Origin of the sequence: Aeromonas sp. SE22, from assembly GCF_038739755.1 — a bacterium.
Lineage (GTDB): Bacteria > Pseudomonadota > Gammaproteobacteria > Enterobacterales > Aeromonadaceae > Aeromonas > Aeromonas jandaei.
Genome location: NZ_JBCGFD010000002.1, coordinates 265,638 through 289,185, shown reverse-complemented (window position 1 = coordinate 289,185; position 23,548 = coordinate 265,638). Strand labels below are relative to the sequence as shown.

General features: G+C 59.8%; 22 protein-coding genes, 1 tRNA gene and 1 pseudogene. 6 read left to right on the top strand and 18 right to left on the bottom strand.

The window, feature by feature from the left end; translation table 11 throughout:
* The first annotated feature begins 93 nt into the window (after positions 1–93).
* The gene (locus AAHA39_RS05200) at positions 94–1,008 is read left to right on the top strand and encodes a Gfo/Idh/MocA family protein (protein WP_320657187.1); all 915 of its coding nucleotides are present in this window, start codon (positions 94–96) and stop codon (positions 1,006–1,008) included.
* Positions 1,009–1,121: 113 nt separating this feature from the next.
* On the opposite strand, the gene AAHA39_RS05195 is transcribed toward AAHA39_RS05200, so the two are convergent.
* The 3 genes from AAHA39_RS05195 to AAHA39_RS05185 form a co-directional block, all read right to left on the bottom strand.
* Positions 1,122–1,472 carry a TusE/DsrC/DsvC family sulfur relay protein gene (locus tag AAHA39_RS05195; protein ID WP_005347582.1) on the bottom strand — a complete coding sequence of 117 codons (351 nt, stop codon included), beginning with the start codon at positions 1,470–1,472 and terminating at the stop codon, positions 1,122–1,124.
* A 24-nt stretch (positions 1,473–1,496) separates the two neighbouring features.
* Positions 1,497–3,650, bottom strand: coding sequence for a YccS family putative transporter (gene yccS / locus AAHA39_RS05190; protein ID WP_320657186.1), 2,154 nt, complete (start codon positions 3,648–3,650; stop codon positions 1,497–1,499).
* 164 nt (positions 3,651–3,814) lie between these two features.
* Positions 3,815–4,471 (bottom strand): Bax inhibitor-1/YccA family protein, encoded by a 657-nt coding sequence (locus AAHA39_RS05185; protein WP_033113039.1) that lies wholly within the window; start codon positions 4,469–4,471, stop codon positions 3,815–3,817.
* A gap of 198 nt (positions 4,472–4,669) precedes the next feature.
* Here AAHA39_RS05185 and AAHA39_RS05180 point away from each other — a divergent pair.
* Positions 4,670–4,757 (top strand) — tRNA-Ser (locus AAHA39_RS05180).
* A gap of 114 nt (positions 4,758–4,871) precedes the next feature.
* Here AAHA39_RS05180 and ulaR read toward each other — a convergent pair.
* The 4 genes from ulaR to ulaG all read right to left on the bottom strand — a co-directional run bounded on the left by ulaR (position 4,872) and on the right by ulaG (position 8,627).
* Positions 4,872–5,630 (bottom strand): HTH-type transcriptional regulator UlaR, encoded by a 759-nt coding sequence (gene ulaR / locus AAHA39_RS05175; protein ID WP_021229102.1) that lies wholly within the window; start codon positions 5,628–5,630, stop codon positions 4,872–4,874.
* Between the two features lie 97 nt (positions 5,631–5,727).
* Positions 5,728–6,600 carry an L-ribulose-5-phosphate 3-epimerase gene (locus tag AAHA39_RS05170; RefSeq protein WP_320657185.1) on the bottom strand — a complete coding sequence of 291 codons (873 nt, stop codon included), beginning with the start codon at positions 6,598–6,600 and terminating at the stop codon, positions 5,728–5,730.
* A gap of 14 nt (positions 6,601–6,614) precedes the next feature.
* Positions 6,615–7,439, bottom strand: coding sequence for a Cof-type HAD-IIB family hydrolase (locus AAHA39_RS05165; RefSeq protein WP_320657184.1), 825 nt, complete (start codon positions 7,437–7,439; stop codon positions 6,615–6,617).
* A 120-nt stretch (positions 7,440–7,559) separates the two neighbouring features.
* Entirely contained in the window at positions 7,560–8,627 is a 1,068-nt protein-coding gene (gene ulaG, locus AAHA39_RS05160; RefSeq protein WP_021229099.1) for an L-ascorbate 6-phosphate lactonase, read from the bottom strand.
* 512 nt (positions 8,628–9,139) lie between these two features.
* Between ulaG and AAHA39_RS05155 the strand changes: the two genes are divergently transcribed.
* The 4 genes from AAHA39_RS05155 to AAHA39_RS05140 all read left to right on the top strand — a co-directional run bounded on the left by AAHA39_RS05155 (position 9,140) and on the right by AAHA39_RS05140 (position 12,902).
* The gene (locus tag AAHA39_RS05155) at positions 9,140–10,879 is read left to right on the top strand and encodes a PTS ascorbate-specific subunit IIBC (RefSeq protein WP_320657183.1); all 1,740 of its coding nucleotides are present in this window, start codon (positions 9,140–9,142) and stop codon (positions 10,877–10,879) included.
* A gap of 44 nt (positions 10,880–10,923) precedes the next feature.
* A complete protein-coding gene (locus tag AAHA39_RS05150; RefSeq protein ID WP_124243001.1) occupies positions 10,924–11,400 on the top strand; it encodes a PTS sugar transporter subunit IIA in 477 nt (158 codons plus the stop codon).
* 40 nt (positions 11,401–11,440) lie between these two features.
* Positions 11,441–12,133: an L-ribulose-5-phosphate 4-epimerase gene (locus AAHA39_RS05145; protein ID WP_108571633.1), complete on the top strand. Its 693-nt coding sequence runs from the start codon at positions 11,441–11,443 to the stop codon at positions 12,131–12,133.
* Between the two features lie 124 nt (positions 12,134–12,257).
* Positions 12,258–12,902, top strand: coding sequence for a 3-keto-L-gulonate-6-phosphate decarboxylase UlaD (locus AAHA39_RS05140; RefSeq protein ID WP_320657182.1), 645 nt, complete (start codon positions 12,258–12,260; stop codon positions 12,900–12,902).
* 62 nt (positions 12,903–12,964) lie between these two features.
* Here the strand turns inward: AAHA39_RS05140 and exeN are convergent, their stop codons facing one another.
* The 11 genes and pseudogenes from exeN to exeD form a co-directional block, all read right to left on the bottom strand.
* Entirely contained in the window at positions 12,965–13,732 is a 768-nt protein-coding gene (gene exeN / locus AAHA39_RS05135; protein WP_320657181.1) for a GspN family type II secretion system protein ExeN, read from the bottom strand.
* A complete protein-coding gene (gene exeM, locus AAHA39_RS05130) occupies positions 13,729–14,220 on the bottom strand; it encodes a GspM family type II secretion system protein ExeM (protein ID WP_041208225.1) in 492 nt (163 codons plus the stop codon). The genes exeN and exeM overlap by 4 nt, the downstream gene beginning before the upstream one ends.
* On the bottom strand, positions 14,217–15,401 hold the full coding sequence (exeL, locus tag AAHA39_RS05125; RefSeq protein WP_320657180.1) for a GspL family type II secretion system protein ExeL: 1,185 nt from the start codon (positions 15,399–15,401) through the stop codon (positions 14,217–14,219). The genes exeM and exeL overlap by 4 nt, the downstream gene beginning before the upstream one ends.
* A gap of 114 nt (positions 15,402–15,515) precedes the next feature.
* Positions 15,516–16,523 carry a GspK family T2SS minor pseudopilin variant ExeK gene (exeK, locus tag AAHA39_RS05120; RefSeq protein ID WP_320657179.1) on the bottom strand — a complete coding sequence of 336 codons (1,008 nt, stop codon included), beginning with the start codon at positions 16,521–16,523 and terminating at the stop codon, positions 15,516–15,518.
* 112 nt (positions 16,524–16,635) lie between these two features.
* Positions 16,636–17,274: pseudogene (gene gspJ / locus AAHA39_RS05115) on the bottom strand (type II secretion system minor pseudopilin GspJ); the annotation flags it as partial.
* Complete coding sequence (gene exeI / locus AAHA39_RS05110) at positions 17,271–17,630, bottom strand: GspI family T2SS minor pseudopilin variant ExeI (protein WP_033113033.1); 360 nt, start codon at positions 17,628–17,630, stop codon at positions 17,271–17,273. The pseudogene gspJ and the gene exeI, both read right to left, overlap by 4 nt.
* Positions 17,627–18,199 carry a GspH family T2SS minor pseudopilin variant ExeH gene (gene exeH, locus AAHA39_RS05105; RefSeq protein WP_320657177.1) on the bottom strand — a complete coding sequence of 191 codons (573 nt, stop codon included), beginning with the start codon at positions 18,197–18,199 and terminating at the stop codon, positions 17,627–17,629. Before exeH ends, exeI begins: the two co-directional genes overlap by 4 nt.
* Positions 18,200–18,237: 38 nt before the next feature.
* Positions 18,238–18,669, bottom strand: coding sequence for a GspG family T2SS major pseudopilin variant ExeG (exeG, locus tag AAHA39_RS05100; RefSeq protein ID WP_033113031.1), 432 nt, complete (start codon positions 18,667–18,669; stop codon positions 18,238–18,240).
* Positions 18,670–18,765: 96 nt separating this feature from the next.
* Positions 18,766–19,986, bottom strand: coding sequence for a GspF family T2SS innner membrane protein variant ExeF (gene exeF, locus AAHA39_RS05095; RefSeq protein ID WP_042033052.1), 1,221 nt, complete (start codon positions 19,984–19,986; stop codon positions 18,766–18,768).
* 1 nt (position 19,987) lies between these two features.
* Positions 19,988–21,493, bottom strand: a complete 1,506-nt coding sequence (gene gspE, locus AAHA39_RS05090) for a type II secretion system ATPase GspE (RefSeq protein ID WP_156852264.1) — start codon at positions 21,491–21,493, stop codon at positions 19,988–19,990.
* Positions 21,493–23,541 carry a GspD family T2SS secretin variant ExeD gene (gene exeD / locus AAHA39_RS05085; RefSeq protein WP_320657176.1) on the bottom strand — a complete coding sequence of 683 codons (2,049 nt, stop codon included), beginning with the start codon at positions 23,539–23,541 and terminating at the stop codon, positions 21,493–21,495. The genes gspE and exeD overlap by 1 nt, the downstream gene beginning before the upstream one ends.
* Between the last annotated feature and the right edge of the window lie 7 nt (positions 23,542–23,548).

Genomic DNA, 23,548 nt, shown 5'->3' with positions numbered 1-23,548 from the left:
GTGCGCTAACGGCAGGCTGGATCTGCGGGGTAAATCCTGCGATGGTGCGGGCTGTTATCCGCTTGTCTCGTTATCGAGTGAAAAGGAGTTGAGATGCGCATTGCCATGATTGGTCTGGGGGATATCGCCCAAAAAGCCTATCTGCCGCTGTTTGCCAGCGATGAGCGGGTCACCCCGCTGCTCTGCACCCGTAATCCAGCGGTGCTGGAAAAGCTGGCCCGCCAGTATCGGGTCGCCGAGTACTTTACCGATGTGGTGGCCATGCTGGCCAGCCGCCCCGACGCCGTGATGATCCACGCCGCCACCGCCGTTCACCGCGAGCTGGCCGAGCAGTGCCTGCGGGCAGGGATCCCCACCTTTGTCGACAAGCCGCTGTGCGACAATCTGGCCGAGGCCGAGGCGCTGGCCAACCTCGCCATCGAGCAAGATTGCCCCCTCTTTACCGGTTTCAACCGCCGCTATCTGCCCGCCATGGCCGAGGCGCGGGCTCAGCCGCTCACCGAGCTGAACTGGCAGAAACACCGCTTCGCCCTGCCGGGCAAGGCGCGGGATTTTATGTTCGACGACTTTATCCATGTGCTCGACAGCCTCTGCTTCTATGGCGGCACGCCGGACGGCGACTTTCACGCGGTATTGCGACCGGATGCGCAGGACAAGAGCCTGTTGGCCGGGGTGAGCGTCAGCTGGCAGAGCGGCGATCGCGCCATCAGCGGCAGCATGAACCGCAGCGTGGGGATCACCGAGGAGCGCATCGATGCCTACGGCGATAACCTCTCCCTGCACCTTGAGAACTGCACCCGCGGCAGCATCGCCCGCGACAAGGCAGCGCAGATGCTGGCCCCCAGCGACTGGCAGCCGGTGCTGGCCCAGCGCGGCTTTGCCGCCATGCTGGAGCACTGGTATCAACAGATTGAGTTGGGCCGTGCCGATAGTGAGCTGATCGCCTCCTACCTGCACGGTCATCGGCTGGCGGAGCTGTTGGTGGCGCTGGCTGATAAGCGGATTTAAGGCTGGCTGGAAGCCTGAGGGATATGAAGACGAGGTGCGCGAAGATAGCGCACCAAAAACAACGGGGGGCCGCAGTTGCGGCCCCCCGTTGTTATGGGATGAGATGCATGGGATCAGATGCACTTCACCGGTTTGGGCAGGCCGCCAATCTTGGTTGCCTGCTTGGCAGGCCCTTCCGGGAACAGCTTGTAGAGGTAGCGGCTGTTGCCCTTCTCGGGGCCGTACTGCTTCTCCATCGCCTTGACCAGCGCGCGGATGGCGGGGGAGGTGTTGAACTCCAGATAGAAGGCGCGCACAAAGCGCACCACTTCCCAGTGCGGCTCCTCCAGCTCGATCCCCTCCTGCGCGGCCAGCACCAGCGCCAGCTCCTCGCTCCAGTCGTTGCTGTTGAGCAGATAGCCCTTGGCATCGGTCTCGATGAGTTGGCCGTTGAATTCCAGCTGATGTTTTTCGGACGCAGACATGAGGGCTCCTCGCTAATGGGGCTATCAGGATTGGGCGGGCATGGTAGCGCCTTGATCCCCGGTGAGCAACCGGCTCTCGTTGGCCAGATGCAGCAGCTGATCCGCCAGCTCGCTGATCAGGTTGAGCTGCTGGGTCAGCATCAGCTGCTCCTCGCTGCTGTCTGGACTTATCACCGGACACTGACCACCGATGGAACTGGAGGGGTTGCCCGCCAGATGGCCAGCGGCCTGCTCCAGGGTGTGGCAGATGTGGTGGCGCACCTCATCCAGCCCGCTGATGGCCTCCAGCTTGTCGCGATGGGCCCCCAGCGCCGAGATGTAGGAGAGCAGGGCGTGGTTGCGCCAGGTGAGGGTAAAACAGAGATCGAGGAAGCGGCGGCGCTTTTGCGGCTCCACCAGCATGCTCTGCCAGGCGGTGGCCAGCTCGCTGTCCGCCAGATGGGCGCTCTTGCGCGCCACCCGATAGTCGATGGACTCGTCCCGCTGCTGCTTGAGGCTTGCCAGCACTGCCGAGAGGTAGCGGGCGTTGGCCGAGAGCGAATTGGCGATAAGGGTCGGCAGCCGCTTGTACTGCCAGTCCGGCCAGAGCCAGGCTACCAGCCCGTAAGAGATCAGGCAGCCGAGCAGGGTATCGAGCAGCCGTGGCCCGAGAATGGCAAAGCCGATGCCATCGAGCAGGTTGAACGCCATCAGCACGTAGAGGGTGATAAAGCAGACCGCGGCGCTGTAGTTGTTGCGCACCTGGGTGAAAAACAGGAAGGCGGCCAGCCCCATCACCACCAGCTGAACGTGCAGCTCGGGGAAGAGCCAGAGCACCGGAATGCCCACCAGAATACCGGCGAAGGTGCCGAGCATCCGCTGCACCAGTCGGCGGCGGGTGGCGCTGTAGCTGGGCTGGCAGACAAACAACACGGTCAGCAAAATCCAGTAGCCCTTTTCCAGATCAAAGGCTTGCAGTATGCCGTAGCCGATCACCAGCCCCAAGGAGAGGCGCAGCGCGTGGCGAAACACCATGGAGTGCAAGGTGAGGTGCTGCTTGAGCTGGGTCAGCAGCGGCAGGCGGGGCGGCCGCGCCAGCGCGGGCAGCTCCTGCTCTGGCTGCTCGGGGTTTTGCAGCACTTCGGCGTTGCCCAGCAGCTGGTTGATGCTGGCCAGATTGCGGCGCAGGAACTTCATCGGCGTCAGCAGGGTTTTCGGGTAGTGCTGCTTGAGATTGGTGAACTCCAGCTGATCGCCGAGGGCTTCCAGCGTCCAGTGGATGCGCTTGTTATGGGCATAGGGCTTGTGCACCAGAATGGCGTAACCGAGCCGCTGGCACGCCTCGGAGAGTTGCAGGAACACCTCCTGAAATCCTTCCAGTACGATGCCCTGCTTGAGCTCTGCTTCCAGCCGGCTGTAGGGGTAGTGGCTGGAGGTGGCGCGCTCGTGAATTTCCAGTGCCAGCAGGTAGAGGCGCAGCAGGCTGGCAAGCTCGGGGCTGGCCGGATGGCGGCGGCTCAGACGGGCGTTGAGGGCCGACTTGGTGAGGGTCAGCGCGTTCACCAGATTGATGTTGAGCTGGGCCAGATTGTGGCGAATGGCCTGGGCGCCATGCTCGTCTGCCGGGAAGAAGCGGGACTTTTCCAGCAGGTAGCGACCAAGGGCGAAGTAGCTCTGGGCCAGCTGCTCGTGCAGAGTCTTGTAGGGCAGCAGCCAGAGCCAGATGAAAGAGACCAGCCCGTACCAGAGGGCGCCAGCGCCGAGGGCCAGCGGCTGGTAGAAGAGATCCGGCGCCTTGGCGGCGCCCAGCATGGTGTAGATGGCGATGAGCAGCGAGCCGAAGCTGATGGTGGCATAGCGGGCGCCGAGCGCCCCCACCATCACGAAGATAAAGGTGGAGCTGGCGAGCCCGATGGCAAACAGCCAGGGGGTGGGGTAGAGATACTGCACGCACAGGGACGCAAACATGAAGCAGATGAGCGTCATGGCGAGGTTTTTAAGGCGTCCCCACAGGCTGTCGTCGGTTTCGGCGATGGCGCCCGCCACTACCCCGAGAGAGAGCAGCACGGTGAGCTGGATATTGCCGGTGGCCAGGGTGAAGGCGAGCAGACCGAGAATGGCCAGCAGCACCTTGAGGGCGAAGTAGATGTGACTATCGGTCAGCAGTCGGCGCAGCAGGCCAGAGAGATCCATCGGCATGAAACAGGAACAACCCTTGAACGAAACGAGGGCAGGATGTTACCCCGCCAAGCGAGAAGCGGCCCTGATTTGGATCAGGGCCGCTTCGCATCATATCCTTGATTTGCAACTTATCCTGACAGAAACAGGAGCCAATAAAAACCCCGCCGAAGCGGGGTTTTTGATTAGTTGCGGTTGCCGCCAAGCAGGCTCAGCAGGCTCAGGAAAATGTTGTAGATGGAGACATACAGGGTGACGGTGGCGGAGATGTAGTTGGTCTCGCCGCCGCGCACGATCTGCTGGGTAGTCAGCAGGATGGCCCCGGAGGAGAAGAGCATGAACATGGCGGACAGAGCCAGGCTCAGGGCGCTCATCTGCAGGAAGATGTTGGCAATCATGGCCACCAGCAGTACCCAGAAACCGACGAACAGCATGCCGCCGATGAAAGAGAGGTCACGCTTGGTAGTCAGGGCATAGGCCGACAGACCGAAAAAGGTGAGTGCGGTGCCGCCAAGGGCGGTCATCACGATCTCGCCACCACCATTGTTCATGTACATGTTGATGATGGGGCCCAGGCTATAGCCCAGCAGACCGGTCAGGGCGAAGGTGAATACCAGGCCCATGCTGTTGTTGCGGTTCTTCTCGGTCAGGAACATCAGACCGTATACGCCGATGAGGAAGATGGCCCAGTGCAGCGGCGGCATGTTCATCACGGTCGCGATGCCCGCCACCACGGCAGAGAAGCCGAGGGTGAGGGAGAGCAGCATATAGGTGTTACGCAGCACCTTGTTGGTATCGCGTGCGGCACTCTGGGTGCCGGTGTAGATAGAACGGGTATCCATCTTGGGTGTCCTCTTGGTGTCCTGTTGAGGCGGCGAGCGGCCGTCTCGTCATCACTTAAAGCCTAAGCATTCTATGAAGAACAAATAGGGATGACGAGGAACAATTTCAAGCCACCTGCCATTTTGCTCCCGCACACTATCCCACAGGAAATATGTATTGCATATGAACAAGCGCTTGACGTAGTATGCTCGCCGTTCGGAGGGGTGGCAGAGCGGCTGAATGCACCGGTCTTGAAAACCGGCGATGGGCGACCATCCGTGGGTTCAAATCCCACCTCCTCCGCCATATTCAAAGAGAAAGCCCAAGCGGTCACCCGCTTGGGCTTTTTTGTATCTGCGGTTTCTGGCCGAAAATGGCCTTGAATGAAGGCGCCGACAAAGCGCCTTGGCACTTTATGTCCTAGACCAGAATGACCTGCACATTTTTGGCTTTGATCTGCTCGATAACCTCTTTATCCGCATCCTTGCCGGTGATCAGAATGTCGATCTTGCTGGCGGCGCAAAACAGCATGCCTGCCCGTTGTCCCACCTTGCTGCTGTCAGCCAGCACCACCAGTCGGCCGACGTGGTTGAGCATCTTCTGCTCCGCCATGGCGGTCAGCATATCCATCTTGTAGAGACCATCTGCGGTGACACCTTTGCCGCTGGTAAACATCCAGTGCCCGGCATAGAGGGAGGAGATCTCGTCCTGCGGTGCCAGGGTGATGGATTGCGACTTGTTGTATTGACCGCCGATGATCACCACACCGTCATGGTCATTCTCGATCAGGTAGTTGGCGAGCGGGAAGTAGTTGGTGATGACCTGAACATCCTGTCCGCAGATCTCCTGACCCAGCACGAAGGCGGTGGAGCCACAGTTGATGACCGCGCTTTCCCCCGGTTTGATCAGGGCTGCTGCTGCCTGGGCGATGCGCACCTTTTCGCTGTGATTGAGGCTTTCATTGCTGTCGAGAGGAGACCAGTGGGCCTTTCTGGCCTGCATCAGGGCTTCGGCCCCGTTACGCACCTTGCGCAGCTTGCCGGAGTCATTGAGCTTGTTGATATCGCGGCGCGCAGTGGCCGGAGAAATATCAAAGGCTTGCATTATGCTGTTGACCGACAGATGACGTTTCTGATTGAGCAGTTCCAAAATGGCGTTATGGCGATGTGCTTCTGTCATATCATGCCTGATGATGATTGAATCTGATTGGGTGGTGATTATATCGCGCATAGGTGTCGATGACAGCAACCTTGTTAACTCTTCTGATAATGGGCGCTCAGGCGATCGTCAGACCGGCTTGCCGCACGTGTTCGGCCAGTCGAGCCTTGGCCGTTTTCAGGTTGCTGGCCCACTCTTCATCCTTGGCCCACATCTCCAGCACTAGGGGGCCGTTGTAACCGATTTTTGCCAGAGTATGGAAAATGGCGGCAAAGTCGACCTCTCCTTCGCCAATGACCAGATCACGGAACTGCCCGCTGCAACTGGCCGTTACCTTGCGGGTGTCTTTGAGGTGGATCTGCACGATATGGTCTGCACTCAATTGCAGCTCGGTGCAGGTGTCATAGTTCCAGCCGGTGATATTGCCGACATCCGGGTAGGCCATGAAGTAGGGTGAGGGGATCTGCTTTTTCAGCACCTCGAATTTGCTGAGGGAGTTGAGATAGGGGGTATCCATGATCTCCACACCCAGCATGATGCCTGCCCGTTCCGCCATTTTGGCTGCCTCCTTCATCCCGTCGATGAAGTGGCGGTGGGTCTCGTCGCTTTGCGGTTCGTAATAGACGTCGTAGCCCGCCAGCTGGATGCAGCGAATGCCGAGCTTGTACGCCAGATCGATCGCTTTTTCCATGATGATGGCCGCCTGCGCGCGGATGGCCGGATCCTGCGAACCAAACGGAAAGCGGCGATGGGCGCTCAGGCACATGGAGTGCAACGGCAAGCTGTGCTGCTCGCACAAGCGTCTGAGCTGATAGATTTCGCTATCTGACCAGTCGAGCCGTTGTAGTTTTTCATCTGATTCATCAATGGATATCTCGATGAAATCAAAGCCAAGCTCCTTGGCCGACAGAATTTTCTCTTGCCACTCCAGCGCGGAGGGCATCGCTTTTTCATAAAGGCCGAGGCGTAAGGCATGGTCAAAGTGGTGCATACAAGCTCCTGCAGTCAGATAGGGAAATAGCGGTTCAATACCTCGAGGATCCCGCCCTCGTCATTGCTCTCGCTGGTGACCCGGTTGGCCATCTGCTTGATCTCCGGCTCGGCATTGGCCATGGCGATGCCCATCCCCGCGAGGCAGAGCATGGAGGTGTCGTTGTGGTTGTCGCCGATGGCGACCAGTCGAGCCGGGCTGATCCCTTGCTGGTCCAGATAATCCTGCAGTCGCGCTCCCTTGCTGTTGCCGCGGCGGGCAAAATCGACCCGATTGGCCCATGACTGCTCGCCACTGAAGTGTTCGCGTACCCAGGGGTGATGTGAGAAGGCCTGAATGGCGGCGATCTCTCCCTCGGCCACGAACTTCCAGACATGGCTGCTGTTGGCCAGCTCCTCTTCAAACGAGTCAACGCTGGCTACCTGCGGCTGGATCGGCGGCGCAAAGCCGCTGGCCCACTGCTGCAGGGCCGCCACGTAGCGCACCGGCTGATGAGCGGAGTAGACCATGCGGTCAGTGACATACATGACGAGGTTGAGCCGGTACTCCCTTGCCAGCGCGATAAATCGCTGTGCCAGCTGATGGGGAATGGCGTTCTCTGCCAGCACTACGCGCCGGTCGTAGTCGTAAACGTAGGTGCCGTTGCAGCAGATGATGGGAGTGGTCAGCCCCAGTTCGTGGTGATAGGGGTGGGCGGCTGTGTGGTGTCTGCCGGTGACCAGCATGACGGTGGTCTGCTCCTTGATCCTCATGATGGCCTCTTTGACGGCCGGCATGATGGTGTGAGCACTGGTCAGGGTGGTGCCATCGAGATCGAGGGCCAGGGCGTGATAGCGCATCGTCTGATCTTCTTGTTATCCGGTGAGGTGGGGGTAATAGAGGGGGTGATTGAGATGACAGCTTTGCTGGCCCATCTCCATCACCATCCCTCGTATTACCCGACGTCTGACAGGGCGTGCTTACAGGAAGGATTTGTAAGGCAGCTCCGGCTCATCGATGAAGATGTCATCGAACCCGCGCGGGTGCTGGTAGTGCAGCTTGCTCTGGTCGGTCGGGAAGGTGTATTTGCCACCGACTTGCCAGAAGAAGGGGCTGAAGCGATAGCCGAGGCGATCTTTTTTCATGTTCCAGAGCACTTCGATCTCGCGGGGATCGCTTTGGAAGTTGGCCCAGATATCGTGGTGGAACGGGATCACCACCTTGGTGTTGAGGGACTCCCCGGCCCGCAAGATGTCTGATGAGGTCATCTTGTCGGTCACGCCGCGGGGGTTCTCGCCATAAGAGAGCAGCGCCACATCGATCTGGTAGTCATTGCCATGCTTGGCGTAGTAGTTGGAGTAGTGAGAATCACCCGAGTGGTAGAGGTTGCCCCCGGATGTCTTGACCAGATAGTTCACTGCCCGATCATCCATGCCATCCAGAATGCTCTTGTCGGTGGAGGAGACCCCCGCCGGCAGGGTGACCAGCGCGGTACGGTCAAAGGCATCGAGTACCTGGATCACGATATCGCCCACCGGGATCTCGTCACCTACGCGGGCTACCACGCAACGCTCGGCAGGCACTCCCCAGCGCAACCAGAGGTCGACACAGGCTTTCGGGCCGATGAACTTCACATGCTCCCCACAGTTTTGCAGCACGGCAGCCGCCACATTGACGTCGATATGGTCGGCATGATCGTGGGTAGCGAGCACTGCATCGATATCTTTAATCCCGAACGGATCGAGCACGAAAGGTGAGGTTCTCAGGTTGGGTTGCAGCTTGCGCACGCCCCCCATCCGCATCATCTGGTGCTGCTTGTTCATGTAGGGATTGCCATGGGTTCGCTTGCCCGTGCCGCACCAGAAGTCGATGGAGATGTTGGTATTGCCGGCAGACTTCAGCCAGATACCGGTGCAACCCAGCCACCACATGGCGAAGGTATTCGGTTTCACCTCTTCCTGCTCAATCTCTTCATTCAGCCAGGTGCCCCACTCGGGGAAGGTGCTGAGGATCCACGATTCACGGGTGATTTCTTCAATCTTGCTCATCTCACATACCTTTCTGATTTGGATGGTTCACACAGTGGTGATTCATCGGGTGATGACATGACTTGCATGGTTGCGAGTCAGTGATTTGCTTTGATTGGTTGTGACTATATTACCCGTCATTGTGATTATCAATGATTGTGGTGATTGTTTTGTGAGATTAATTGCGGCATATCACAATCAAGAGATGAGCATGTTTTTAAGTGGTTGTATTTATTGGGTTTACTTATTTGTCGCCTATTTTCAGGGATTCTTTGAATCCTTTCATGCGGCTTTGAGTACCCTTTTAACCGAAATTTCACATCCGGATGGTGGAAAAAAGAGATTCTCCCGACCTCGATCTTCATCACAATAAATCACAATGTGATTATGTATGATTATTTTGGATTTGATAGTGAGTGGTGGCAGTTGAATCTGCTCGCGGGGCGTCAGGTAACGCAATGCCCATATGAATGGTGAGATGTCCGCACCAATCCAATAGCCATGAGTTGTCCTCATCTGGACGGAGCATAAATATGGAAACCCTCTACAACGCTTTTTACATCTTTTACAGTCAGGTGATGACCAAGGCACCCCTGCTGTTGGGGCTGGTGACCTGTATTGGCTACCTGTTGCTCAAGCAGGATGGCACGACGGTCGTCAAGGGCACCGTGAAGACCATCGTTGGTTTCATGCTGGTGCAGGTGGGCGCCAGTACGCTGGTGGCCGGTTTCAAGCCGGTGGTGGACAAGATTGCGGAATATCATCACCTCACCGGTTCAGTGATTGATCCCTACACCACCATGATGGCGACCATGGAAACCATGGGAGAGAACTACTCCTGGGTCGGCTATGCGGTATTGCTGGCCCTTGCCCTCAATATTCTGCTGGTGTTGCTGCGGCGCTATACCGGGATCCGCACCATCATGCTGACCGGCCACATCATGTTTCAGCAGGTGGGTCTGATCGCGGTCTTCTATATGGTGATGGGCGCCTCGATGTGGGAAACCATTCTCTATTCCGCCGTTATCATGGCGCTCTATTGGGGGATCTCCTCCAACATCATGTTCAAGCCGACTCAGGAAGTAACCGGCGGGGCTGGGTTCTCCATCGGTCACCAGCAACAGGTCGCCTCCTGGATTGCCACCAAGGTGGCGTCGAAACTGGGTAACAAGGAAGAGAGCGTCGATCACCTGAAGCTGCCAAAGTGGCTGCACATTTTCCACGACAGCATCACGGCGACCGCCATCGTGATGACCATCTTCTTCGGTATCATCCTGCTCTCGTTTGGCCTCGATAATCTGCAACAGATGGCGGGTCAGACTCACTGGTCCATCTACATTCTCGAAACCGGTCTCAAGTTTGCGGTCGCCATTCAGGTCATCGTGGTAGGGGTGCGGATGTTCGTTGCCGAACTCTCCGAGGCCTTCAAGGGGATCTCCGAACGGGTCATTCCCAACGCCGTCCTGGCAATCGATTGCGCCGCTATCTACGCCTACTCGCCGAATGCCATGGTCTTTGGCTTCATGTGGGGGGCTATCGGTCAGTTTCTTGCTGTGCTTGCCCTGCTTGCATTCCAGGCGCCCATCATGATTATCCCGGGCTTCATTCCCATGTTCTTCTCCAACGCCACCATAGGGGTGTTCGCCAACCACTTTGGCGGCTGGCGAGCGGTGATGAAGATCTGCTTCGTCATGGGGATCATCGAGGTGCTTGGCTCTGCCTGGGCTATCCACCTGTTCGCGGTCAATGGCACCAGCTTCAACGGCTGGATGGGGATGGCTGACTGGGCGCTGGTATTCCCGGTGATCATGCAGGGCCTCTCGTTATCTTCCCTGTTCTTCGTGGTGCTACTGGCTGGCGCCGGGCTCTATATGTACTTCGCTTCCCGCACCCTGCGGATGGAAGAGGATATGGCTGTCCCGAGTGCCGCCGTGGCAGAAGAAGCAGCCTCGCCAGCTGAGAGTGCCAAAGGGGGACATGCAGTGCGGATCCTGGCGGTATGCGGCAACGGTCAGGGCTCATCCATGATGATGAAGATGAAGATCGGCAAGTTTCTCGAACAGCGTGGCGTGCCCCATATCATGGACTCCTGCGCCGTGGCCGATTACAAAACCAAGCTGCAGACCACCGACATCATCGTCTCTTCCAAGCATCTTGCCGGCGAGATGAGCCCCGGTGAGGGCAAATTCGTGCTGGGCGTACAGAACATGCTCAATCCCAATTCGTTTGGTGATGAACTGCTGGGCATCATCAAGAACAACTTTGCAAATTAAGCCGATGAGCCTCGCTGCATGTAGCCGCGGGCAAGGAGAACAAGATGAAATTCAAACAATCTCTGATGGAAAACAACTCTGTATTGCTCAACGCGGCCGCCAGCGACTGGCGCAACGCCATCAAGCTGGGCACCGACATGCTGATCCGCTCCGGTGCCGTGGAGCCGCGTTACCACGATGCAATCATCGGCAGCATTGAAAAGATGGGGCCCTATATCGTGATTGCCCCCCAATTCGCGATGCCCCATGCAAGGCCGGAAGATGGAGTCAATCGCACGGCGTTTGCACTGGTCACCCTGACTACGCCGGTGAAATTTGAAGGGGAAGAGGAGCCGGTGGACGTGCTGGTGACGCTGGCGGGCAGTACCTCCGATGAACACATGGAGGGGCTGATGGAGGTGACTCAGGTGCTGGAGGATGAAAACAGCGAGAGCGGGATCAACCTCGAGAAGCTGCGAGCGTGCCAGAGCACCGCAGATGTATTCAACGTCATTGATCAGGCGCTGGCGCAAGTGGTCTGAGGCACCCAACGCGGCCCCGCAAGGGGCCCAGGAGAACGAAATGTACAACTCATTGAAAGAGGCGGTACTGGAGGCCAACCTGCTGTTGCCCCGATACGGTCTGGTTACCCTGACATGGGGTAACGTATCCCAGATAGATCGCAGCTTGGGCGTGGTTGCCATCAAGCCGTCGGGGGTCTCTTACGACAATATGACCGTTGACGATATCGTGGTGGTTGATTTGGCAGGCCAGGTCGTCGATGGGCATTTATCCCCGTCCAGTGATACCGCAACCCATCTGGTTTTATATAAAGCGTTTAAAGGTATTTCCGGTATTGTGCACACCCACTCCCGTCATGGCACTATTTGGGCGCAAGCGGGAATGGATATTCCCGCCTTGGGTACCACCCATGCCGATTATTTCTATGGCGATATTCCCTGCACCCGTCCGCTGACCGAAGATGAAATTCGCGTTGACTATGAAAAAAATACCGGCAAGGTCATTGTCGAAGAATTTCAGCGACGGGCTCTGGATCCGCAGGCCTTGCCAGGCGTTGTCATTACTGGCCATGCCCCGTTTTGCTGGGGCAAGAGTGCGGTGGATGCGGTGCACAATGCGCTGGTGCTGGAAGAGGTCGCCACCATGGCGCTGGCAACCAGAGCGTTGAATCCGGCCATCCATATTGCGCAAGAGTTGTCTGACAAACATTATTTCAGAAAGCATGGTGAGAATGCCTATTACGGCCAGCGCTAATTAGTCGACCCGTTATTTAAATTGCCCATCTATTTATTTAGTGACGTCAGGTTACGGCCCTTTATCGACTTTAAATCAATGGGCCAATCCATTCTGCCAAGGTTTTAAATTGAGGAAATATAGTATGACCAAACCCATGTTACAGATTGCTCTGGATTCTACCGATCTTGCTACCGCCGTGGATATTGCCGATCGTGTCGCCAGTTATGTCGAGGTGATTGAGGTCGGCACTATTCTGGCTTTTGCGGAAGGCATGTCTGCGGTACGCACCATGCGCGAGCGTCACCCTGATCACATTATCGTGTGTGATATGAAGACCACAGATGGTGGTGCCATTCTGGCTCGCATGGCCTTCTCGGCCGGAGCTGACTGGATCACGGTATCGGCTGCCGCACACGTTGCAACCATTGCTGCCTGCAAGAACGTCGCGGACGAGTTTGGTGGGGAGATCCAGATCGAGATCTATGGCAACTGGACGCTGGATGATGCCAAACAGTGGGCCGATATGGGGATCACCCAGGCTATCTATCACCGCTCGCGGGATGCCGAGCTGGCCGGGGTCAGCTGGACCCAGGCCGATTTGAGCAAGATGCGCGCGCTCTCCGAGCTGGGGCTGGAGCTGTCGATCACCGGCGGTATCGTGCCGGAAGATATCCATCTGTTTGAAGGGATCCGGGCCAAGACCTTTATCGCCGGGCGGGCATTGGCATCGGAAAGCGGTCAGGCAACCGCCGAAGCGTTGCGCAGCGAGATAAACAAATATTGGTAACAGGAGCAGGGTATTAGCGAATAAAGGCCCCGGAAATATCCGGGGCCTTGTTGTTGAAGGGGTTAGATCCGGCCCTGATAGCGCAGGGGGAAGCGGCCTTGACTGTCGGGTTGGCCGAGGAAGGGGAGCCCCTGCTGCATCTGCTCTGGCAGGGCCGGGCCTGGTTTCAGGCTGCCCTGAAACAGGTATTGGCCATTGGGTTGCAGCTCGAGGCGACCGCTGGTCTGTACCGCATCGGAGCCCTGCTTGAGCTCGGCAACCAGTCTGGAGTCGAGGCAGGTGAGTTTCACCTCGGGATCGGCCAGATCCAGCTTGCCCGCCGGGGTATCGGCGCTGGCGTTGTACCAGTCGAGGTTGCCGTAGAGGTTGTCGCACCAGGGGTTGCCCTGGGCAAACTGATCCACCTTGAGTTGCAGCTGACCGGTGAGGGTGACCGGGAAGGGGAGTGGCAGCGGGATGCGTGCCATTACCCAGGGGGCCGGGGCATTGAGGGTCAGGTCGCGGCCGAAGGCGGCACCATTCCAGCCGACAACGCCCTGACCGTTGAGGCTGTTGCGCTCGCCAAAGCGAATGGCCACTTCGGGGGCGAAGCGCAGCAGTGACCAGCCATTGAGATCCCAGCGCAGCTGGCTGATGGATTCGCTGGCATATTGCAGCCGGGCAATCTGGCCGCTCCACAGGGTGCCGCTCACTCCTTCCATCTTCAGCAGGCTGGCAACGTTGGCGGGCAGCGGCAGATAGCGCACCACCAGCGCCGCAGGCAGGGTCGCCAACAGGAAGACGAAGTAGGCTGCCAGAAACAGGCTGGCAATCAGGATGCGTTTTTTCATTGGGGACGACTCAACTGCAAACGTCTGACCTTGACCAGACCCGGGGCCAGCTCCTCGCGGGCCAGCTCGATGATTTGAACCTGAATGCCGTGCTGTTCTACCAGGGTGGCGAGCCAGAGCAGCAGATCATCGAACGGGACCGTATCGATCCACACCTGCAGCTCCTGCCCCTGTGGTTGCAGGCGGGCAATCTTGATCTTGTGGTTGAAGGCGGTACGGTTGACGACCCCCTCCAGGGTGCCGCTGGTGTCTATCTGGCGCCCCTGACCGCCCTGCATGGCCAGCACCTCTTCCCCTTTCTCCTTGAGCCAGGCGAGGGTCTGTTGCTGGTTTTGCACCTGACGTTCGCGCTCGGCGATGCGGTTGTCGAGAGGATGCCAGACGCTCCAGTAGAAGAGGCCGACCAGCAGCAGGATGCTGCCTGCCACCACCAGTCGTTGTTCCCGTGCGGTGATGCCCTGCCACCAGCTCTGCAATTTTTCCATCATGATGATTTACCCTTGAGCACCAGCGCCCCTTCAACCTTGCCCTCGGTGCTGCGCACCTCGCCCTGCTGCACCTCGAAGCGCTTGCCCGCCAGCTCGCGGAACCGCTCTATCTCGGCAAAGCCGGGGGCGGTCACCTGCAGCCGCAGCTCGCGGCGGCTGGCATCAAAGCGCATTACCTGCGGCTTGAGACCGGGTACTTCGGCAAAGGTGGGGGCCAGTTCGGTGAGCATCAGCAGCATGCCGTTCTGCGGCGCCTGACCCATCAGCCGCAGGTGCTGGGTCATCTGGCTGCGCACGTTCACGATGCGGCTTTCGTTAGGGAAGATGCGGCTGTAGACCTGACGGATCTCCGCCTTGAGCGCCTTGTCCTGCTCTGCCAGTTGATGCAGCTGGACACCGCGCTGGACGAGGGCCACCAGCAGCAAGAGCGCGGCGGTAATGGCCACCTTGCGCCACTGCAACCAGTAGCGGGCATATTCGGTCTGTGGCCGGTAGGGGCCGGTCAGCAAGTTGGCGCGGCAGGTGAGGGCCCCCTTGGCCAGCAGCAGCATGGGGAGCTCGGGCTCGGCCGGCAGCCAGTTGGCCGCCGCAATGGCAGGCGCCGGGGTATGGCTGTGAATGGTGACGGGGTCGGCTTCGGCGGCCAGCAAGATGGCCAGCAGCGACTCGTCGGCCACAATCCCCTGGCAGGCGTTCTGGCGGATCAGCCACTCGGCGCCGAGCTGCAGGGCAGACCAACCCTCTGCAGCCTGCGGCAGTGCCAGCACATCGGGCAGCAGTTGCTGACTTCTAAGGCCGGCAGCGTCGAGCCAGCCGAGCCACTCGGCCATCTTCTGGCGATCCACCGCCATCAGGTCGACCTGCGGGCCGTCGTGGGCCAGCACCACCAGATGCAGCTCATCCACGTCGGAGGCAATCTGCTCTTCAAGCAGATAGGGTAGGGCCGCCGCCGACTGGCGGTTGTAGCGCCCCGGCAGGGTGACGCGGCGGAAGATCAGATCGCTGCCCGGCACCAGGGTGACCACGGGGCGGCCGCCAGCGCGCTCCTGCAGCTCGCCCAGCGCGTCAGCTGAGGGGAGCTCGCCGGAGGCGATGATCTCCTGCTCCTGACTCGACCAGACCAGCCAGGCGACCGGTTGTTGTTTGGTGGTCCCCAGACGGATGACCAGACTCTCGCTCACGCATCTCTCTCCTGCGATACCGGTTCGCGCGGGCCAGGCCAACGCAACCGGTGCGCAGCCCGCAGGCTGCATCCAATGTTTGCCCTGCCGGGAGTCGCTCCCGTCAGCGCTTGTTTATTCGGCGCCGCTATTGAGGCGGCGCAGCATGACCAGCTTGTTGTCCTTGCCCCGCTGGAAGATGCTCTCCAGCCAGGCACGACTGTCGCCGATTTCGGCGACCACGCGGGCCTCGAAAAAGTCGCTCTTGACCACCAGCGCCTCTTTAAGCCCCTTGACGCTCTCAAGAGGCACGGGCAGCTGATCCGTCATCAGCTTGGTCTCTTTCCACCCCTTTTTTGGCCGCTCGGTCAGTACCCGCTTGGCGTCATCGCTACCAATCTTGCCCAGATAGAGGGCAGCCAGCAGCTCGGGGCGTTCCGGCAGCAGGGTGTTGATATTGATCTTCAGCTTGTCGCTTGGCAGCGTGCAGACATAGGGGGCCAGTTTGGCATAGACCCTGGCCGTTACGCCGCGTACCGCCCGCAGCTCATCCTTGCCCAGCATCCACTGGTTGGCGGTGAGGTAGGGAGGCTTCAGTCCCTCGTAGTAGGCATCCTCGGCGCCGAGGCTGGAGACCAGCACCGTATCCTTGTCCGTCCAGTCGCGGATGGCATCGGTGAGCTGGGCCGCCTCGTAATCATCCATCGCCAGCTCCTTGAGCAGGGCGCGAAACACCTGCACCGGATAGGGCTGCTGTTCCAGCTCTTCCCCGTTGTTGCCCGCCTGATTGGGTACGCTCAGGCTGTTGAGGTTGAAGCAGGATTGCAGGTCGGTCACCTCGCCCTTGAGCTGGCCATCATCGACCGGAAACACAGTATTCTTGCTGGCCCACTTCTGGCCGAGGCTCACCACCTCGGGGTCATCCTTGAAATCCTGCGCCAGCACCTTGCTCACCAGAGCTTCCGCCGAGAGGGCATACCACCAGGCTTGCTTGCCGGCGGTGACATTGCTGGTACGGCGCAGCTCCAGCTGCAGACGGCCGCTCATGTTGCTGGCGATGATCACCATCACCGAGAGGATCAGCAGCACCACCAGCAGGGCCATGCCGCTCTGGCGACCGGGGCGTACAGGGTTAGTTCGCATTGGAACTTCCCCCGTTCTGGTTGCCGCCATTGCTGTTGTTACCGCTGTTATTGCCGTTGCCGCCATTGTTACCGTTATTGCTGTCGCCGCCCTGATTGGGATTGCTGCTCTGGCTGTTCTCTTCGGCGCGCTGGCCGCCGGCGCCAATCAGAAATTGCCGGCGAATGGTGCCGTAATCCTCCAGATCCAGCTCGACCGCGAGCCCGTAAGGGAGCACGCTGCGCTGGGTCCACTCCTCCTTCCAGCTCCCCTTGTCGTAGAAGTAGAGGCGAAACGCGGTGACGCCGGTCAGAAGCGGCTGGGTGCGTGGCTCGGTGCCGATCACCGGATCCGGATAGAGGTAGCTGAGGCGCTCCAGCTTCTGATCCTTGAGTCGCCAGCCGACCCGCTGCAGATGGGAGCGGGGCAGCATGCCGTCCGGGTTGAGCCAGCCGCTGCGCATAAAGGCCATGCCCCAGTCATCGCTCTGCTGGCCAAAACGGGAGGCGGCCAGCAGCACCTTATTGTTCTCTCCCTCGATGCGGCCGCTGCGCGGCACCATCTGGGTGACATCCCGCTCCAGCAGGGTGAAGGCGAGCTGCAACTCGGAGAGGCGGGCCTCCTTGCGCTTGGCTACCTCATCGCTGGTGAGCACCCCCTGCAGCACCTGATAGGCGCCCATGCTGAGAGTGGCGAAGATGGCGATGGCCACCAGCATCTCCAGCAGGGTAAAACCACGGTGACGGGAGGGGCGGGTGTTGCTCGGGATCATCGGTTGATATAGGTCCGCATCATGGCGATCGGGTTCTCGGCCTTGGCCTCGGTGCGCACTTCCATCTCAAGCGCCTTGAAGTTGCTATCGCTGGTCGCGACGCCGCGATAGCGCCAGTACCAGGTCTGCCCGGCCATCTGCTCATCCCCTTCTACCCAGCTGTCGCCAGGCCACTTGTTCTCGAGCTTCTGCTGCACCAGCTGGTTCTCCACCACCCAGGTAGCGAGGGTCTTCTCTTCCAGATAGTTGAGGGCCGAGAGGTGTTCGCTGGCGGTCTTCATCACCGCGAGACCCGCAATGGCAAAGACGGCCAGCGCCACCATCACTTCGAGTAGTGTCATGCCCCGAGCGTTCATTCGCTCACCTCTTCATCCTCATCGCCGGTGAGCAGGGTGAGGCGGCCGAACTCGTCCCCCTTGACGATGCGGGTGTAGCGCACCTCGTCATCCTGCTGGCTAAAGGTGAGGGTAAAGGGAGTCAGCTCGCCACCGGGGAAGATAAGCAGCTGCGGGGTGCGCTCCTTGTCATCCCGCTTCTTCTCGCGCTCTTCATCGGGATCGGGCTGCCAGCCAAATCCCTCCAGCTCCAGGGTCAGCACCATGTTCTCCGGCAGTTGCACCTGACCCAGTTGCTTGTCACCGGTCAGGGCCAGCCACTTGCGATCCTTGGCCTGACGCTGCATAAACTGCCAGCCATTCTCCTCGACGCGAATGCCCACCAGCCGGCCATCCATCACCGCGTACTCCTGCGCCAGCTGCAGGGTTGCCATCAGGCGGCGCGCCTGCTTGTCGATCTCCCTGTCACCTTTTGCGCCACCCATACTGAGGGTGACGGCGGTGGCCACCAGCCCCATCAGCATGGCGACCAGCAACACTTCCAGCAGGGTAAAGCCGGATTGGCGGTGAGAGGAGAAAGCGGGCTTCATGCAGCCAGCTCACAATGAGTGCGGTGAGGAAGCATTACTTATTGGAAATCCTTCAGGTTCCAGTTGCCGATGTCGTCATCGGTACCGGCTTCGCCATCCTGACCCATGGAGAAGATGTCGATCTTGCCGTACTGGCCCGGGCTCAGCAGCTGATACTGGTTGCCCCAGGGATCTTGCGGCAGGCGCTTGATGTAGCCGCCATCGCGGTAGCTGCGCGGCGCCGGGTCGATGGAGGGTTTGGTCACCAGTGCTTCCAGACCCTGTTCGGTGGTCGGGTAGCGGTTGTTGTCCAGCTTGTACATGTCGAGGGCATTTTCCAGCGCCACGATGTCGGAGACCGCTTTCTGCTGGTCAGCCTTTTCCTTGTTGCCCATCAGGTTGGGCACCACCAGACTGGCCAGAATGCCGAGGATCACGATGACCACCATGACTTCCAGCAGGGTAAAACCGGATTGACGACGTTTGTTCATGAGTTGCTCCGTAACGAATGAGATGGGATGGCCCATCAGAGAGTGATTACTGGGTGGGTTCGACGGGCCGCCAACGGGCCGCCGAACGCCGGAAACTTACATATTCACCATGTTGTTGAGCTCGAGGATCGGCTGCAGGATCGACATCACGATAAACAGCACCACCCCGGCCATGGAGACCACCAGCATGGGTTCGAACACCCCGAGGGCAATATTGACCTGGGATTCAAACTCCCGATCCTGGTTGTCCGCCGCCCGCTCCAGCATGCTGTCGAGCTCGCCGCTCTGCTCGCCGGAGGCGATCATGTGCAGCATCATGGGCGGGAAAATCTTGGTCTCGGTCAGCGACTTGCGCAGACTGGTCCCCTCGCGTACCCGTTCGGCGGCCTCGAGAATGCGCATTCTGGCAAAATCGTTGGAGAGCACTTCACCGGCGATCTTCATCCCCTCCAGCAGCGGCACCGCGCTGGCGTTGAGGATGCTTAAAGTACGGGCGAAGCGGGCGGTATTGAGACCGCGGCTGACCCGGCCAATCACCGGCAGGCCGAGCAGCACCTGATGCCAGCGCCGGCGGCGCTTCTCATCGGTGAGCCACCAGCGCCAGACAAAGCTGGCGATAAAGAGCAGCAGCAGGAACCAGAGGCCGTAGGCTTGCATCAGCTCGCTGGTACCGATGAGAAAACGGGTGGTGCCCGGCAGCTGCTGGCCCATGTGTTCAAACTGGGCTACTACCTTGGGCACCACGGCGGTGAGCAGGATCGAGATAACCCCGATGGCGACGCAGGTGAGCACGATGGGGTAGATCATCGCCTGCAGCAGCTTGGTGCGCATATGCTGGCGTTGTTCGGTGTAGTCGGCGAGGCGGTTGAGCACCTTCTCCAGATGACCCGACTTTTCACCGGCCGCCACCATGGAGCGAAACAGCTGGTCGAACACATGGGGAAAAGCCCCCAGCGAGTCGGCCAGCGAATAACCTTCCACCACCTTGCTGCGCACGGTCGCCACCAGACTGCGCAGGTGAGCTTTTTCGCACTGCTCGGCCACCGCCTTGAGCGCCTCTTCAATGGTGAGACCGGCCCCCACCAGAGTCGCCAGCTGGCGGGTGATCAGGGCCAGCTCAGCAGTGGAGGCGCCACGCCGAAACAGGGCGAAGCGGGTCGCCTCCCGTTTCGCCTTCTCGGTGGTTTCGTTTACCTCGAGCGGGGTGAGCCCCTGTTCGCGCAGCAGCTGGCGTACCTGACGGGCGGAATCCCCCTCCATCACACCGCTCTTGCTGCGCCCCTTGCCGTCGAGGGCCTTGTATTCGAATGCCGCCATCTCAATCTTCCCGGGTCACGCGCAGCACCTCTTCGAGGCTGGTCTGCCCCTTGAGTACCTTGTCGATGCCGTCGCGGCGAATACTGGGGGTGTGGCCGCGGATCAGCCGCTCGATGGCCATCTCGCCGCTGGCGCCGTGGATCGCCTCGCGCACCGCTTCATCGACCACCACCAGTTCATGGATGCCGGTCCGACCGCGATAACCGGTGTGGTTGCACTGCTCGCAGCCCACTGCATGCCAGATATGCTGATCCGGCTCCAGCTTGATCCCCATGGCGAGGCGCTCCTGCTCGGTGGCCGGACGCGAGGCGCGGCAATCGGGGCAGAGGGTGCGCACCAGCCGCTGGGCCAGAACCGCCAGCAGGGAGGAGGAGAGCAGGAAGGGCTCGATCCCCATGTCCCGCATCCGGGTGATGGCGCCGATGGCAGTGTTGGTGTGCAGGGTCGACATCACCAGGTGACCGGTGAGGGAGGCCTGCACCGCGATCTGGGCGGTCTCGAGGTCACGGATTTCCCCCACCATCACCACATCCGGATCCTGGCGCAGGATGGCGCGCAGGCCGCGGGCGAAGGTCATGTCTACCTTGCTGTTGACCTGGGTCTGACCCACCCCTTCGAGGTCATATTCGATGGGATCTTCGACGGTCAGGATGTTGCGATCCCGCGAGTTGATCTCGGAGAGCGCCGCATAGAGGGTGGTGGATTTACCGGAACCGGTCGGGCCGGTGACCAGAATGATGCCGTGGGGCTTGCGGATAAGCTCGCTGATGATGCTGCGGTTGCGCGCCGTCATGCCGAGCTGCTTGAGCTCGAGGCGAATGGTATTCTTGTCGAGCAGACGGAGTACCACCCGCTCGCCGTAGCTGGACGGCATGGTGGAGACACGCACGTCGACGGCGCGGCCGCCGATGCGCAATGAGATGCGGCCATCCTGCGGCACCCGCTTCTCGGCGATATCCATCCGCGACATCACCTTGATCCGCGAGACCAGGAGCGAGGCCAGCTTGCGATGGGGACGCAGGATCTCCCGCAGCACCCCATCGATGCGAAACCGGATCACCAGCGCCCGCTCGAAGGTCTCGATATGGATATCGGAGGCCTCCTCCTTGATCGCCTCGCTCAACATGGCGTTGATGAGGCGAATGATGGGGGCATCGTCATCGGCATCCAGCAGGTCTTCGCTCTGGGGCAGCTCTTCGGCCAGGGCGAAGAAGTCCATCTCGTTGCCGAGATCTTCCATCAGCTGGCGCGCCTCGGAGGAGTCACGCTGATAGTGGGCCATCAGCAGCTCTTCGAAGGCATCGTTGTCAAGTTGCTCCACCGCAAAGGCACAGCCCGCCACCCGGCGAACTTCCAGCAGGGTCTGCGGGGTGACGCCGGTACGACACTGCAGCACAGGTGCGCCGTCACGCTCGCTGAGGATCACCCCGAAGTTGCGGGCAAACGCAAAGGGGAGCTCGGGCAGCGGGGGAGGCAGGCTGCTCCCGTCGAGATGATAGGCACTCATCAGGGGCGGCTCTGCACAAAGGGAGTGGTACTTTCTACAGCGCTCTGCTGGCGAACCTTCATCTGTTCAACCTGCTTTTGTACTTCCTTTTGCAGCTCGGGCGACATCATTACATCCTGACCATAAGCCGGTAGTACCTGGCGTTTGGGCGAGGTGAGATAACCCTCCTGGGCGGCCGCATCCAGCTGTTCGGCACGGAACAGGGAGTACTTGTTGCTGGAGATGCCGGAGTAGACGTCGGCATCGCGCAAGATAGTGGGCCGGATAAAGACCATCAGGTTGCGTTTGGAAGTGCTGTTGGAGGTGGAGCGGAACAGGTAACCCAGCACCGGAATATCACCGAGCAGCGGTACCTTGGAGACCTCTTCCTTGGTCTGTTCATCCATCAGACCACCCAGCACCACGGTTTCACCACTCTTCACCAGCACGGCATTCTTCACGGTGCGGGTATCAAAGGTCGGACCGAGATCGGCTGTACCCGAGGCTTGGGTTTTGGCTACGCTGGAGACCTCCTGCTCGATGGTGAGCAGCACCGAATCCCCTTCGTTGATCTGCGGAGTAACGGTTAGCTTGGTACCGACCGTCTTGCGTTCGATGGTGTTGAAGATGTTGTCGCCGGAAGTGGAGCTCTGTGAACCGGTCTGGACTGGTACCTCCTGGCCCACGTTGAACGATGCCTCCTTGTTGTCCATGGTGACGATGCTCGGCGTGGAGAGAATATCGTTCTTGGTATTGGAGGCGAGCGCCGTGGCCAGCATGACCCAGTCGCCGTGATAGAAACCGGCGGCCATCCCGTTGAAGCCTTTGAGCAGTTCTTTGGCTCCGTCAGAATTGCCATTCTGGTAATCCTTGCCTGCCGCAATGGCGCCGCCAAGTGGCAGGTTGGTGTTGTTAAACTGGGTACCACCGCCATTGGCATTGCCCCACTGAACGCCGAGGTTGAGGCCATCGCCATCCTGCATCTCGACGATGATCGCCTCTACCAACACCTGGGCACGGCGAATATCGAGCTTGGCGATCACCTGCTCCAGTTCTGACATCACATCCGGTTGGGCGGTGATGACCAACGCGTTGGTGGTTTCATCGGCAGAGATGGCCAGCTTGCCACCGCCGATACTGCCGCCACCGCCCATGGAGGCCGCGTTGCCGCCCCCCTTCTTGTCCGCTTCGATACTGGAGCTGACCCCTTTGAGGACATCAACAAGATCCTTGGCCTTGCCATATTTGAGGTAGAAGACCCGGGTATTGCCCTGGCTCTGCAGGTCGCGGTCGAGCTGGTGTACCATCTGGATGATGCGGGCGCGTGCTTTCGGTTCACCACTCACCACCACCGAGTTGGTGCGCTCGTCGGCGACCACCTTGGGGGCCAGCAGCAGGCTGGTGGTGCCCCCTTGCGGATTGCTATCCTTGTTGAGATTGGTCACCAGCCGCACGATTTCGCCCGCCGAGGCGAACTTGAGCTTGATGATGTCTACATCCTGATCGCCAGCGCGGTCGACCCGGTTGACCACTTCCACCAGCCGGTTCACCACGGCGGCGCGGCCAGTGATGAGCAGCACGTTGGAGGGCTCGTAGTGCACGACGTTGCCGCCACCGGCGTTATCGTTGAGCTGACGTAGCAGAGGGGCCAGTTCGCGCACCGAGACGTTGCGCACCGGTACTACCCGGGTCACCATCTCGTCGCCGGAGCCCGGGTTACTGCCATCCACCACCGGAATGGCGGAGGTCTTGGCATCGCGCGAGCGCAGTACCTTGAGCACGCCGTTATCCATCGGCACCACGGCAAAACCGTAGACGTCGAGCACGCTCAGGAAGAACTGGTAGTACTGCTCCTCGTTGAGCAGGTCGTAGCTGCGGACGTTGATCTTGCCGCGCACCGAGGGCTCGATGATGATGGTCTTGTTGAGATTCTTGCCCACCGTGTTGATGAACTCTTCGATATCGGCGTTCTTGAAGCTGGCCGAATACTCGGTGGCCCAGGCTGATCCTGCCATCATCAGTGCCGCCGCTATGGTGGCCAGACGCCAGCCTTTCCCTTTATTGGTCATTCTTGGT